Raw genomic sequence first — 12,870 nt, forward strand, 5'->3', positions numbered from 1 at the left:
ATAGTGGCACTATACTGGCGTCATAAAACCATCAGGTGATGTGACATGAGCCAGCCAAAACTTCTCGACACCCCGCTTTATGCCTTGCTGCACAAAGACGACATCACAAGCTTCAACAATGAACGCCCGAAAGATGGACCTATCGACATGGTCGGTGGTGACTTCCGCGGGCTCGATCTGCGTGAACTGAACGCCGACGGCATCGACTTCACCGATGCCTATTTTCGCTCTGCCGACTTGCGCGGCATCGATTTTCGCAACTCATCCCTGGAAGGCGCGAGCCTGGCCCACGCGCAGATCTCCGGCGCCTACTTCCCGCCAGAGCTGAGTGCCGATGAGATTCTGATGTCGATGAATTTCGGTACACGCCTGCGTTATCGCACCCGCTAAAAGCGACGTCTCACCCAGTCCAGCGCCCCTGCCTTGCGCTGGACTTTGTACTTTTTTTGCTCAAAAACTCAATTTCCACACGCCCTCGGACTACATGCTCCGCCTTTTCACGCCGCTTCTTGAGTTTTCCTCTTAGAAGCTTTTGCGTCGAAACCGACCAAACAATCACGCTTTTCCTACTGATGGCTACACTGCTGAGAGGCTCGCCCACGCACCATTCGGCTGTCGCAAGGAGGCTTGATGAATGATGAACTGCAACACCTGAAGAATCTTGGCAAGACGTCGGCGCAATGGCTGCATGCCGTGGGCATCCACAGTGCCTCGGACTTGCGTCGGCTGGGAGCTGTGGACGCTTATCGGGCCGTGCGCACTCGCGGTTTTCGGGCGTCCAAGGTGTTGTTGTATGCGATTGAAGGCGCGTTGATGGATGTTCACTGGAACGACATTCCCGCCGAGCGCAAGGAAGCCTTGAACAAACAGCTGGATGCTATTTCGTCTCGCCACAAGAATTGAACGGATAATTTCACTCGAACGCACAGCCTGAAACCCAATGGTTACGACGCTTTCCAGCGAAGGAATGACGTCATTCACGAATACGAGAAATCAGCGGTTGACTTGGTAATGAGAATCGCTATGATTATCACAACTGGTCGCGAGACTGGTCGATATTCTGAAAAGCCCTTGGTTCGGACTCTCAGATTATCTCCTCATCAGGCTAATCACGGTTATTTGACCCGGCTCTTGCCGGGTCTTTTTTTGCCTGCGGAAAACTCGGCTGATTTTATTGGCCTGACGGCTTGCCGAACTGCTTGCGCATTTGCGCGCAGTAATCCTGCGGCGGCGTGGTGGGCGTATACCAGACGTAATCGGCCATAGCCGACGTGACCTCAGCGCCCTGCTCCGCCAGCAGCAATACCGTTGGCGCCTCGGGCTCCCCCAGATCCAGCATATGGATCGGCACCCCGACATCCTTGCGTGCGTGGAACGCGCCGGCAAACAACAGTGAAGGCATCGGTGCCACCCGTAATCGCTCGGCTATCCGCCGGTCACGCTGCTGCTGGACGGCCAGCATCGCGGGCATCTGTGATTCAGGCAGCAAGCCGCAGTGGGAATCGCTGATCTGCGCCAGCAACTCATTCTTGACCGTCGGAGCGTTGGAACGCGCACCGCTCAATATCGGCGGTTTGGCATAGACAGAACGGACTTCAGGCGTGTCCAGATTGGCCGCCAGCAACGGGTACGGCTGAGTCAGGGCAAACCGAACGATCGGCCCGTAAAGATTCCAGTCCCATCCCGGCTGCCAGGCCAATGCCCCGGACAAATCGTTCGGCAGCGGTGAGGCATGCCGAACGTCATCGACGCGCTGTTGCTGAGCCGGCGTCAGCATTTCCAACAGCAGACTGCCTTGAGGCCGTCGCTCACCCAGTGCCTGCAATAACCACAATTGCAGTTGATGGTGATCACGATTGTCATGCTGCTCGCCGACGATCAACCGCGAAGGTTCCGACAACCGTGCAAGCAGTTCTTGCGCCGTTAGGGTCTGACCGCTGCGCAGATCCCGGATTTCGCCGCTGACCGACGGCACCGCTACATGCTGGCAAGCACCCAGTAACAGCGCGGCCAGAAAAACCATCATGCGTGTTTTCATCCCTAAAACACCTCAGCGGGCGATGATCAGCGGATGCCCACGCTCCGGGTGCGGTTGCACCAATACTTCCAACCCGAACACAGCCTTGAGCGGTTCCGGGCGCAATACCTGTTCCGGCGTGTCCAGCACTACAGGACGCCCACCTTCGAGCAGTAACAGGCGATCACAATAACGCGCCGCCAGGTTCAGATCATGCAGGATCACCAGCACCGCCGCACCGCGATCGGCGAATTCACGCACCGCTTGCAGAGTGGTGTGCTGATGCAGCGGGTCGAGCATCGACGTCGGCTCATCGAGCAACAACGTCTGCCCCGCCTCGCCCGGCCAAAGCTGCGCCAACACCCGCGCCAAATGCACCCGCTGACGTTCGCCACCAGACAACGCCAGATAACTGCGACCGCTCAAGTGCCCCGCATCGGCCGCCTGCAGCGCGGCGGCGACAATCTCCTCATCCCGGACCCGACCGCTTTGATAAGGCAGACGGCCCAGGCCGACCACTTCTTCGACGCGAAAGGCAAAGTCCAGGGTCGACACTTGCGGCAATACTGCCAAACGCCGGGCTCGCTGCGCTCCGTTCCAATGACTCAACTCACGCTCATCGAGCCAGACGCTGCCATGGTCCGCAGGCAATTCTCCGCACAGGGCGCCGAGCAACGTGCTTTTGCCGGCGCCATTAGGCCCCAACACGCCGAGCACTTCGCCCGGTTTAAGCTCAAGGGTGATGTCCGTCAGGACAACTTTTCGACCGCGGCGGATTTGCAGGTTTTGCGCTCGCAACATCAGGCACGCCCTCTGAGCAATAAATACAGAAAGAACGGCGCGCCGATGAGGGCCGTGACAATCCCGATCGGCAACTCAGCCGGCGCCAGCGCCAGCCGCGCCACCAGATCAGCAAACAACAGGAGACTGGCCCCCGCCAACACCGACGCCGGCAACAGCACCCGATGATCGGGGCCGACCAGCAGTCGCACCAGATGCGGCACCACCAGGCCGACAAACCCGATCATCCCCGCCGCAGCTACCGCCGCGCCGACGCAAAGCGCCGTACAGAAAACCAATTCGCGCTTGAGACTTTCCACATCGATGCCCAGGTGACCGGCCTCCGATTCTCCCAGCAACAATGCATTCAAGGCCTTGGCCCGACGCGGCAACCACAGTGCCACGCCGGTGCTCACTAGCAATAACGGCCAGAGTCGCGCATAACTGGCGCCGTTAAGGCTGCCCAGGTTCCAGAACGTCAGGGTGCGCAGGGTCGCGTCATCCGCCAGATAGGTGAAGAGCCCGACCGCCGAGCCAGCCAGGGCTGTCAATGCAATACCGGCCAGCAACATGGTCGCGACGTTGGTCTGGCCATTGCGTCGCCCCAGTCGATAGACCAGCGCCGTCACCCCCAACCCGCCAAGAAACGCGCACACCGACAACAGATATGGCCCGATGGATTCAGGCAGTCCACCGAATACCGAGCCGCCGACAATCGCGATAGCCGCGCCCAATGCCGCGCCGCTCGACACCCCTATCAGGCCTGGATCGGCCAGAGGATTGCGAAACAAACCCTGCATCGCCACACCGGACAGCGCCAGAACCCCGCCCACCGCCAAACCGAGCAAGGTTCGCGGCAGGCGGATTTGCCCGAGGATCAGTTCGGCCTGCTCCAACCCGTCGGCGGCAATCGGCAGACCGAGCAAGCGCAGCGCCGCGCGCAAGGTGTCGAACAACGGCAAACTCACCGGCCCCAACGCCAGCGACAGCCAGATCGCCAGCAAACACAACAGGCTCAAGCCCATGAACAACGCACGAGGTTTAATCAGAAGGGTCATTGGCCAGTCGTACCGGGATCGAACAGGTGCATAAATAGCCTCCTTCAAAGGTTTCCCGGGCATAGTCATGACAGGCCAAGTATTCTCGGCATCCGGTAATCGCCCTGCGGGCAAGCCGTCATTTGATAATTGCTTGCATTTGAACGTCAAGCTCGGACATACCGGCCACGAGCCGCAGGACTTGAGGATAGACATGAAGCTTCTTTGCACAGGCGCCGAATTGGCTGACGCCAGCAGTCGCGGTTTCGACGTCGACGGCCAGAAGCTCCTGGCCGTACGCCGGGGCGGTCGGGTGTATGTGTATGAAAATCGCTGCCCGCACCGGGGCGTCGGGCTGGAATGGCAGCCCGACCAGTTTCTCGACCCCAGCAACAGCCTGATCCAGTGCGCGACCCACGGCGCACTGTTTCTGATCGAGGACGGTGAATGCGTTGCCGGCCCCTGCGCCGGGCAATTCCTGACCAGCGTCCTGTGCCGCGAGGACGAACAAGGGATCTGGGTTACGCTCTAAAGCAACACATCCAGTCGCCGATGCACCACCATCTCTTCGTGGGTCAAGCGCACGCCATACGCCAGCACTTCGACTCCACACGCCACCGCCTCACGCAACGCAGCTGCGTAGGCCGAATCGATTTCTTCGGCAGGACGCACCGCGTCGATCCCTGTCAGGTTCACGCAATACAACTGCACTGCCCGAATCCCGTCCCTGGCCAAATGCGCCAGTTCGCGCAAATGCTTGGCCCCACGCTGGGTCACCGCGTCAGGAAATGCCGCCACCGCCGAGCCATCAAAGCCCAGGGTGACGCTTTTGACTTCCACATAAGCCGGCCCGCCCGGGTAATCGAGACGAAAATCGATGCGGCTGTTTTCCTGACCATAGGCCACTTCGCGCTTCAGTTCGGTAAAGCCGTTCAACTCGGTGATGACGCCAGCCTGCAACGCTTCCTCGATCAAGCCGTTGGCGCGCCCGGTGTTCACACAGAACAGCCGTCCCTGCGGGGTTTCGCCAACTTCCCAAGTGCCGGGCAACTTGCGCTTGGGGTCGGTGGAGCGGCTGAACCAGACTTGCCCGCCCTCGACCTGGCAATTAAGCATCGAGCCGGTGTTCGGGCAGTGAATGGTCAGCAACTCGCCACCCACGGTTTCGATATCGGCAAGAAAACGCTTGTAACGACGAATCAAGCGACCTTCTTCAAGGGGAGGATGAAAACGCATCAGCCTTGCCAGCTCTTCAAACCGCGGGCGATCCGCTCGACTGCTTCTTGCAAGCGCGGAAGGCTTTGGGTGTAGGCAAACCGCACATGATGCCCGGCCTGATGACGCCCGAAGTCCAACCCCGGGGTGATCGCAACGTGCTCGGTTTCGAGGAAGTGCCGGCAGAACGCGAAGGCATCGCCGCCGAACTTGCTGATATCGGCGTACAAATAGAACGCACCTTCTGGTTCTACCGCGATACCGAAACCCAATTCCCGCAGGGCTGGCAGGAGGAAGTCACGACGTCGACCGAACTCGGCGCGGCGCTCCTCGAAAATGCTGATGGTGGCTGGCTCGAAGCAGGCCAATGCCGCGTGCTGGGCCATGCTCGGTGCGCTGATGTAGAGGTTCTGGGCGAGCTTCTCCAGTTCACCGACCGCCGCTTCAGGTGCGACCAGCCAACCAAGGCGCCAGCCGGTCATGCCGAAATACTTGGAAAAACTATTGAGGACGAACGCGCTGTCATCGACTTCCAGCACGCTAGCCGCGTCCGTGCCGTAAGTCAGGCCGTGGTAAATCTCGTCGACCACCAAATGACCGTGGCGGGCCTTGATCGCCGCGGATAGCCCGGCCAGCTCATCACGGGTCAGGATGGTCCCGGTGGGGTTGGCCGGCGATGCCACCAGGGCACCGACGCTGTCGTGATCCCAGTGACGCGCGACCAGGTCCGGGGTCAGTTGATAACGCACGTCCGGGCCGACCGGCACCAGCTGTGCCGCCCCTTCCACCAGGCGCAGGAAGTGCCGGTTGCACGGGTAACCCGGGTCGGCCAGCAGCCAGTGCTTGCCTGGGTCCACCAGTAAGGCACTGGCCAACAGCAACGCACCTGAGCCGCCAGGCGTGATCAGAATGCGCTGCGGATCGATGTTCAGCCCGTAGCGCTGCTGATAAAAGCCCGAAATGGCCTCACGCAGCTCGGGAATGCCGCGAGCGGCGGTGTAACGGGTCTTCCCCGCCGTTAGCGCAGCCTGGCCGGCCTGGATGATCGGCTCGGCGGTGGTGAAGTCCGGCTCGCCGATTTCCAGGTGAATCACGTCGTGGCCAGCCGCTTGCAGCTCGTTGGCCCGCGCCAGCAGGGCCATAACGTGGAACGGTTCGATAGCGCGACTGCGCGCACTGTAGGACAGAGCCATTAGCCTTCCTTACAACGGGGAAAAAAATTGATTCTACCCAAGCGCAGGAACGAGCGAGAGCCTAAAGCGGTCAGAGCCATATAATGCTGGTCTCAATCGATTCAAGCGTATGTCTCAGGTTTGGCTAAAATCAATAATTGATCAGGTCTCCCTAGCCACCAGACGGAGCTTTGCAATCTTTTGCAAGCACCACGGGCCGCGGGCTCGACATCCGGGAGTAGCGCGGTCCGATTTGATCTGGTAAGTTCGCCCGCTTGCAGCCGCAGGGCCGGCAGGTGTCGGTGATGGAGCAATCCTGCGCAATGGATTACAAGAGTAGAGGCGGTCCATTTCATGCCCACCCAAGCAAAGCAGCAAAATCAGTCGATCAGCGGCTTCGAACCCTACAAAGAAGTGAAGGGCGAAGAGTACATGGGCAAACCCATGCGTGCTCACTTCACCAAGATCCTGAACAAGTGGAAACAGGACTTGATGCAGGAAGTCGACCGTACCGTTGATCACATGAAAGACGAAGCGGCCAACTTCCCTGACCCGGCAGACCGTGCCAGCCAGGAAGAGGAATTCAGCCTCGAATTGCGCGCCCGCGACCGTGAGCGCAAGCTGATCAAGAAAATCGACAAGACCCTGCAACTGATCGAAGACGAAGAATACGGTTGGTGTGAGTCCTGCGGCGTCGAAATCGGCGTCAAGCGACTGGAAGCCCGTCCTACCGCCGACATGTGCGTTGACTGCAAGACCCTGGCGGAAATCAAGGAAAAGCAAGTCGGCAAGTAATCTCGACTTGAACGAAAGACGGAGCGTGCGAACGCTCCGTTTTTGTTTCTGATATTTGCTGATATTTGTTGCGACTTCGAAATCGCCTTCGTCGGATCGCCGCCCGGAACAATCTTCGCTCCTACAAAGGCTGGCGCAATCTCCTGTAGGAACTGAGCTTGCTCGTGAAGGCGGCTTCAAGCCGTGCTCAAAACGATTGGACAGCCTGACATCGCCCTTATGACCGCCATCGCCTCTTCCGCCTATATCGGGCGCTTCGCCCCCACGCCCAGCGGGCATCTGCACTTCGGTTCGCTGGTTGCAGCGCTGGCCTCGTACCTCGACGCCCGTTCGGTCAGCGGGCGCTGGCTGGTGCGCATGGAGGATCTCGATCCGCCACGCGAGGAGCCCGGTGCTCAGGCGGCGATTCTCAAGGCGCTGGAAAGCTATGGTTTCGAATGGGATGGCGAGATGGTCCGACAGAGTGACCGGCACGCGGCCTACGCCGAAGTCCTCAATCGCCTGTTCAGCCAGGGCCTGGCCTACGCATGCACCTGCTCGCGCAAGCAACTGGAGCCGTATCACGGCATCTATCCCGGGTTCTGCCGCAACGCGGGGCACGGCACCGAGAATGCTGCGATCCGCGTGCGTGTACCGGAGCTCGAATACCACTTCATCGACCGGGTACAGGGCGAATTCCGTCAACATCTGGGCCGTGAGGTCGGCGACTTCGTGATTCGTCGCCGTGACGGGCTCTACGCCTATCAATTGGCGGTGGTGCTGGACGATGCCTGGCAAGGCATCACTGATATCGTGCGCGGCGCCGACCTGCTTGACTCCACGCCACGCCAGCTCTATCTGCAAGAACTGCTCGGCCTGCCGCAACCACGCTACCTGCACATCCCGTTGATTACCCAGCCGGACGGCCACAAACTCGGAAAGTCCTATCGCTCGCCGCCACTCACCGAAGATCAGGCCACGCCGCTGTTGCTGCGCGCATTGCGGGCGCTGGGGCACACTCCCGTTATCGAACTCAATGACGCCACGCCACGGGAAGTGCTGAATTGGGGCATTGCCCACTGGGATGCGTCGCTGATCCCGCGCACACTGACGTTGCCTGAAGCGCAACTGCAGTGATGCCACTTGCAGTGGCGCACCCATCCGTTACCATCGCCGCACGTTTTCGGGCACGCGCATAAAAGAGAGAGGCCGGGATGTACATCTATCGCTTGGTCCTGCTCCTAGTAGTGGGGATTTATCTGTTCTCCCCGGCCATCATGGATTGGTGGATCGACGCCACTGGCGCCTGGTATCGCCCTTATTTGCTCTGGCTGATTCTGATCGTCGTGACCTTCATCCTGCAGAGCCAAAAAGATGCCGATGAGCTTTAGCCTGACCCAGATGATCCTGATCAGCGCCGCGTACCTGGCGGTGCTGTTCGGTGTGGCCTGGATCAGTGAACGGGGCATGATCCCCCGGGCGATCATTCGCCATCCGCTGACCTACACCCTGTCGCTGGGCGTTTATGCCAGTGCCTGGGCGTTTTACGGCACGGTGGGCCTGGCTTATCAGTACGGCTACGGTTTTCTGTCCAGCTACCTCGGGGTTTCCGGGGCGTTTCTGCTGGCGCCGGTGCTTTTGTACCCGATCCTGAAAATCACCCGCACTTACCAACTCTCATCGCTGGCCGACCTGTTCGCGTTCCGTTTCCGCAGCACCTGGGCCGGTGCGCTGACGACGATTTTCATGCTGGTCGGCGTGCTGCCGTTGCTGGCGTTGCAGATTCAGGCAGTGGCCGACTCCATCGGCATCCTCACCCGCGAGCCGGTGCAGCATCGCGTGGCCCTGAGTTTCTGCGCGCTGATTACGCTGTTCACGATTTTCTTCGGCTCGCGCCACATCGCCACCCGTGAGAAACATGAAGGCCTGGTGTTCGCAATCGCCTTCGAGTCAGTGATCAAGCTGATCGCGATTGGTGGCGTCGGCCTGTATGCGCTGTATGGCGTGTTCGACGGCCCGCAACAGCTGGAACTGTGGCTGCTGCAAAACCAGACCGCCCTCGCCGCCCTGCACACGCCTCTGCAGGAAGGCCCATGGCGCACGCTGCTGCTGGTGTTCTTCGCCTCGGCGATCGTCATGCCGCACATGTACCACATGACCTTTACCGAAAACCTCAACCCGCGTTCGCTGGTCAGCGCGAGCTGGGGCTTGCCGCTGTTCCTGTTGCTGATGAGCCTGGCAGTGCCGTTGATTCTCTGGGCCGGGTTGAAACTCGGTGCCACCACCAATCCGGAATATTTCACCCTGGGCATCGGCATCGCCGCCAATAGCAAAGCCCTGGCGCTGTTGGCGTATGTCGGTGGATTGTCGGCGGCCAGCGGGCTGATCATCGTTACTACGCTGGCGCTGTCCGGGATGGCACTGAACCACTTGGTGCTGCCGCTCTATCAACCGCCGGCCGAGGGCAATATCTACCGCTGGCTGAAATGGACCCGCCGGGCACTGATCGTCGCGATCATCATGGCCGGCTACGGTTTCTACCTGATGCTGGGCGCGGAACAGGACCTGGCCAACCTCGGCATCGTCGCCTTCGTCGCCACGTTGCAGTTCCTGCCGGGAGTGCTGTCGGTGCTGTACTGGCCGACCGCCAACCGTCGCGGCTTCATCGCCGGCCTCCTGGCGGGGATTCTGGTGTGGCTGGTGACCATGCTGTTGCCGCTGGTCGGCAATCTGCAAGGCTTCTACATTCCGTTGCTGAACATGATTTACGTGCTGGACGACACCAGCTGGCACATGGCGGCGATTGCCTCGCTGGCCGCCAACGTGCTGATGTTCACCCTGATTTCACTGTTCACCAACGCCAGCCCCGAAGAGGCCAGCGCCGCCGAAGCCTGCGCGGTGGACAACGTTCGCCGCCCGCAACGCCGCGAACTGCATGCCGCCTCGCCTCAGGAATTCGCCACGCAACTGGCCAAACCGCTGGGCGCCAAGGCGGCGCAGAAAGAAGTCGAACAAGCGCTGCGTGACCTTTATCTGCCGTTCGACGAACGCCGGCCTTACGCCTTGCGTCGTTTGCGTGACCGTATCGAAGCCAACCTCTCCGGCCTGATGGGCCCGAGCGTGGCGCAGGACATGGTCGAAACCTTCCTGCCCTATAAGGCCGGCGGCGAAAACTACGTCACCGAAGACATCCACTTCATCGAAAGTCGCCTCGAGGATTACCACTCGCGCCTCACCGGCCTTGCCGCCGAACTCGATGCCCTGCGCCGCTACCACCGCCAAACCCTGCAGGAATTGCCGATGGGCGTGTGCTCGCTGGCCAAGGATCAGGAAATCCTCATGTGGAACAAAGCCATGGAGGAGCTGACCGGGATTGCCGCGCAGCGTGTGGTCGGTTCGCGCCTGAGCACCATTGCCGATCCGTGGAAAGAGCTGCTGCAAGGCTTCATCAATCTGCCGGACGAACACTTGCACAAGCAGCACCTGGCCCTCGATGGCCAGACCCGCTGGCTGAACCTGCACAAAGCGGCGATCGACGAACCGCTGGCACCGGGCAACAGCGGCCTGGTGCTGCTGGTGGAAGACCTGACCGAAACCCAGATGCTCGAAGACAAACTGGTGCACTCCGAGCGCCTGGCCAGCATTGGCCGACTGGCGGCCGGCGTGGCCCATGAAATCGGCAACCCGATCACCGGCATTGCCTGTCTCGCGCAGAACCTGCGCGAAGAACGTGAAGAAGACGCCGAACTCACGGAAATCAGCGGGCAGATCCTCGAGCAGACCAAACGCGTGTCACGCATCGTTCAGTCGCTGATGAGCTTCGCCCACGCGGGCGGTCATCAGCACAGCGACGAGCCCGTTTGTCTGGCGGAAGTGGCCCAGGATGCCATCGGCCTGCTGGCCTTGAACCGGCGCAATTTCGAAGTACAGTTCTACAACCTGTGCGACCCCGATCACTGGGTCGAAGGCGACCCGCAGCGGCTCGCCCAGGTATTGATCAATCTGCTCTCAAACGCCCGTGACGCCTCGCCTCCGGGCAGTGCAGTGCGCGTCAAGAGCGAAGCCGGCGAACACACGGTCGATCTGATCGTCGAAGACGAAGGCAGCGGTATTCCCTCGAGCATCATGGACCGACTGTTCGAACCCTTCTTCACCACCAAGGATCCTGGCGAAGGCACCGGTCTGGGCCTTGCACTGGTCTATTCCATCGTTGAAGAGCATTATGGACAAATCACCATCGACAGCCCGGCTGATGTTCAAAGCCAACGCGGCACCCGTATCCGGGTGACCTTACCGCGTCATGTCGAAGCGACGTCCGCTGTGAACTGAGACCGTCGAGAGTATCGAATCAATGCCGCACATTTTGATCGTCGAAGACGAAACAATTATCCGCTCCGCCTTGCGCCGTCTGCTGGAACGTAACCAGTACCAGGTCAGCGAAGCCGGATCCGTGCAGGAAGCACAAGAGCGTTTCAGCATTCCCACGTTTGACCTGATCGTCAGTGACCTGCGCCTGCCGGGCGCGCCGGGTACCGAGTTGATCAAACTCGGCCAGGGCACTCCGGTGCTGATCATGACCAGTTACGCCAGCCTGCGTTCGGCCGTCGACTCCATGAAAATGGGCGCGGTGGACTACATCGCCAAGCCTTTCGATCACGACGAGATGCTCCAGGCCGTCGCGCGAATCCTGCGTGACCGGCAATCGGCGCAAGCCAGCGGTGAGCCGGTCGTCGGCAAAGCGTCCAATGGCGCCGCAGCAAAAAGCGGTGTCGACAAAAGCAACGGCGAAATCGGCATCATCGGCTCTTGCCCGCCGATGCAGGACCTGTACAGCAAAATCCGTAAAGTCGCCCCGACCGATTCCAATGTCCTGATCCAGGGCGAATCCGGTACCGGTAAAGAACTCGTGGCACGCGCCCTGCACAACCTGTCCAAACGCGCCAAGGCACCGATGATTTCGGTGAACTGCGCGGCCATTCCGGAAAGCCTGATCGAGTCCGAACTGTTCGGCCACGAAAAAGGCGCGTTCACCGGCGCCAGCGCCGGGCGTGCCGGGTTGGTGGAAGCGGCGGACGGTGGCACCTTGTTCCTCGATGAAATCGGTGAACTGCCACTGGAAGCCCAGGCCCGCCTGTTGCGCGTATTGCAGGAAGGTGAAATCCGCCGGGTTGGCTCGGTCCAGTCGCAGAAGGTCGATGTACGCCTGATCGCCGCGACCCACCGGGACCTCAAGAGCCTGGCGAAGATCGGCCAGTTCCGTGAAGACTTGTATTACCGCCTCCACGTGATCGCCCTGAAACTGCCGGCCCTGCGCGAGCGCGGTGCGGACGTCAATGAAATTGCCAATGCCTTCCTGGCGCGGCAGAGCGCGCGGGTCAACCGCACCGATCTGAAATTCGCCGCCGATGCCGAGCAGGCGATACGGCATTACTCCTGGCCGGGTAACGTTCGCGAACTGGAAAACGCGGTCGAGCGTGCGGTGATTCTGTGCGAGAGCCCGGAGATTTCCGCCGAGCTGCTGGGTATCGACATCGAGCTCAGCGATCTGGAAGACGACGACTTCATCGGCCTCGCCCCCCAGCAGGGCAACAACGCCGGTAACACCAGCCACGAACCGACCGAAGATCTGTCCCTGGAAGACTACTTCCAGCACTTCGTGCTCGAGCATCAGGATCACATGACCGAAACCGAACTGGCCCGCAAACTCGGAGTCAGTCGCAAATGCCTGTGGGAACGCCGTCAACGCCTGGGCATCCCGCGGCGCAAGACCGGGGTGGCGAGCGAGAGCTGAACCGCGCCTGTCGGATGTGCGGGTAACACGTGACATTGTGGAAAAACTGTTACCTCAGCTTTTTCACGTAACAGAAGCCGGGGC

Annotated in this window: 13 protein-coding genes; 8 read left to right on the forward strand and 5 right to left on the reverse strand. The window is 60.4% G+C overall.

Annotated elements, in window-relative coordinates; all coding sequences use genetic code 11:
* The first annotated feature begins 45 nt into the window (after positions 1–45).
* Both PSH69_RS25370 and PSH69_RS25375 read left to right on the forward strand, forming a co-directional pair.
* Positions 46–390 (forward strand): pentapeptide repeat-containing protein, encoded by a 345-nt coding sequence (locus tag PSH69_RS25370; RefSeq protein WP_019582853.1) that lies wholly within the window; start codon positions 46–48, stop codon positions 388–390.
* A 240-nt stretch (positions 391–630) separates the two neighbouring features.
* The gene (locus PSH69_RS25375) at positions 631–903 is read left to right on the forward strand and encodes a TfoX/Sxy family protein (RefSeq protein WP_009050884.1); all 273 of its coding nucleotides are present in this window, start codon (positions 631–633) and stop codon (positions 901–903) included.
* Positions 904–1,171: 268 nt separating this feature from the next.
* On the opposite strand, the gene PSH69_RS25380 is transcribed toward PSH69_RS25375, so the two are convergent.
* Genes PSH69_RS25380 through PSH69_RS25390 form a run of 3 tightly spaced genes read right to left on the reverse strand, consistent with a single transcriptional unit; the run spans position 1,172 to position 3,801 of the window.
* On the reverse strand, positions 1,172–2,038 hold the full coding sequence (locus PSH69_RS25380) for a ChaN family lipoprotein (protein ID WP_305410159.1): 867 nt from the start codon (positions 2,036–2,038) through the stop codon (positions 1,172–1,174).
* 12 nt (positions 2,039–2,050) lie between these two features.
* Complete coding sequence (locus tag PSH69_RS25385) at positions 2,051–2,818, reverse strand: heme ABC transporter ATP-binding protein (RefSeq protein ID WP_305410160.1); 768 nt, start codon at positions 2,816–2,818, stop codon at positions 2,051–2,053.
* Complete coding sequence (locus PSH69_RS25390; RefSeq protein ID WP_305412870.1) at positions 2,818–3,801, reverse strand: iron ABC transporter permease; 984 nt, start codon at positions 3,799–3,801, stop codon at positions 2,818–2,820. Before PSH69_RS25390 ends, PSH69_RS25385 begins: the two co-directional genes overlap by 1 nt.
* A 247-nt stretch (positions 3,802–4,048) precedes the next feature.
* Here PSH69_RS25390 and PSH69_RS25395 point away from each other — a divergent pair, with 247 nt between their 5' ends.
* Entirely contained in the window at positions 4,049–4,366 is a 318-nt protein-coding gene (locus PSH69_RS25395) for a Rieske 2Fe-2S domain-containing protein (protein WP_305410161.1), read from the forward strand.
* Here the strand turns inward: PSH69_RS25395 and sfsA are convergent.
* Together sfsA and PSH69_RS25405 are read right to left on the reverse strand one after the other, a co-directional pair.
* Positions 4,363–5,070 carry a DNA/RNA nuclease SfsA gene (gene sfsA, locus PSH69_RS25400; protein ID WP_305410162.1) on the reverse strand — a complete coding sequence of 236 codons (708 nt, stop codon included), beginning with the start codon at positions 5,068–5,070 and terminating at the stop codon, positions 4,363–4,365. The two genes, PSH69_RS25395 and sfsA, sit on opposite strands and share 4 nt — an antisense overlap.
* Positions 5,070–6,242: a pyridoxal phosphate-dependent aminotransferase gene (locus tag PSH69_RS25405; RefSeq protein ID WP_018930205.1), complete on the reverse strand. Its 1,173-nt coding sequence runs from the start codon at positions 6,240–6,242 to the stop codon at positions 5,070–5,072. The genes sfsA and PSH69_RS25405 overlap by 1 nt, the downstream gene beginning before the upstream one ends.
* Positions 6,243–6,575: 333 nt before the next feature.
* Between PSH69_RS25405 and dksA the strand changes: the two genes are divergently transcribed.
* From dksA to PSH69_RS25430, 5 genes are all read left to right on the forward strand, one after another.
* Positions 6,576–7,016, forward strand: coding sequence for an RNA polymerase-binding protein DksA (gene dksA, locus PSH69_RS25410; protein ID WP_007902025.1), 441 nt, complete (start codon positions 6,576–6,578; stop codon positions 7,014–7,016).
* A gap of 219 nt (positions 7,017–7,235) precedes the next feature.
* Positions 7,236–8,132, forward strand: coding sequence for a tRNA glutamyl-Q(34) synthetase GluQRS (gene gluQRS, locus PSH69_RS25415; RefSeq protein WP_305412871.1), 897 nt, complete (start codon positions 7,236–7,238; stop codon positions 8,130–8,132).
* 77 nt (positions 8,133–8,209) lie between these two features.
* Entirely contained in the window at positions 8,210–8,386 is a 177-nt protein-coding gene (locus PSH69_RS25420) for a hypothetical protein (RefSeq protein WP_003176118.1), read from the forward strand.
* The gene (locus tag PSH69_RS25425) at positions 8,370–11,324 is read left to right on the forward strand and encodes a sensor histidine kinase (protein WP_305410163.1); all 2,955 of its coding nucleotides are present in this window, start codon (positions 8,370–8,372) and stop codon (positions 11,322–11,324) included. The genes PSH69_RS25420 and PSH69_RS25425 overlap by 17 nt, the downstream gene beginning before the upstream one ends.
* A gap of 22 nt (positions 11,325–11,346) precedes the next feature.
* Complete coding sequence (locus PSH69_RS25430) at positions 11,347–12,786, forward strand: sigma-54 dependent transcriptional regulator (protein WP_305410164.1); 1,440 nt, start codon at positions 11,347–11,349, stop codon at positions 12,784–12,786.
* The last annotated feature ends 84 nt before the right edge of the window (positions 12,787–12,870 follow it).

Origin of the sequence: Pseudomonas sp. FP1740 (genome assembly GCF_030687165.1) — a bacterium.
Lineage (GTDB): Bacteria > Pseudomonadota > Gammaproteobacteria > Pseudomonadales > Pseudomonadaceae > Aquipseudomonas.

What these genes read in the sequence shown, in the direction of transcription:
- PSH69_RS25395 (WP_305410161.1), top strand. Translation starts at nt 4,049, where the DNA reads ATGAAGCTTCTTTGCACAGGCGCCGAATTGGCTGACGCCAGCAGTCGC.
- PSH69_RS25370 (WP_019582853.1), top strand. Translation starts at nt 46, where the DNA reads ATGAGCCAGCCAAAACTTCTCGACACCCCGCTTTATGCCTTGCTGCAC.
- gluQRS (WP_305412871.1), top strand. Translation starts at nt 7,236, where the DNA reads ATGACCGCCATCGCCTCTTCCGCCTATATCGGGCGCTTCGCCCCCACG.
- PSH69_RS25405 (WP_018930205.1), bottom strand. Translation starts at nt 6,242, where the DNA reads ATGGCTCTGTCCTACAGTGCGCGCAGTCGCGCTATCGAACCGTTCCAC.
- PSH69_RS25385 (WP_305410160.1), bottom strand. Translation starts at nt 2,818, where the DNA reads ATGTTGCGAGCGCAAAACCTGCAAATCCGCCGCGGTCGAAAAGTTGTC.
- dksA (WP_007902025.1), top strand. Translation starts at nt 6,576, where the DNA reads ATGCCCACCCAAGCAAAGCAGCAAAATCAGTCGATCAGCGGCTTCGAA.
- PSH69_RS25375 (WP_009050884.1), top strand. Translation starts at nt 631, where the DNA reads ATGAATGATGAACTGCAACACCTGAAGAATCTTGGCAAGACGTCGGCG.
- sfsA (WP_305410162.1), bottom strand. Translation starts at nt 5,070, where the DNA reads ATGCGTTTTCATCCTCCCCTTGAAGAAGGTCGCTTGATTCGTCGTTAC.
- PSH69_RS25380 (WP_305410159.1), bottom strand. Translation starts at nt 2,038, where the DNA reads ATGAAAACACGCATGATGGTTTTTCTGGCCGCGCTGTTACTGGGTGCT.
- PSH69_RS25420 (WP_003176118.1), top strand. Translation starts at nt 8,210, where the DNA reads ATGTACATCTATCGCTTGGTCCTGCTCCTAGTAGTGGGGATTTATCTG.
- PSH69_RS25430 (WP_305410164.1), top strand. Translation starts at nt 11,347, where the DNA reads ATGCCGCACATTTTGATCGTCGAAGACGAAACAATTATCCGCTCCGCC.
- PSH69_RS25425 (WP_305410163.1), top strand. Translation starts at nt 8,370, where the DNA reads ATGCCGATGAGCTTTAGCCTGACCCAGATGATCCTGATCAGCGCCGCG.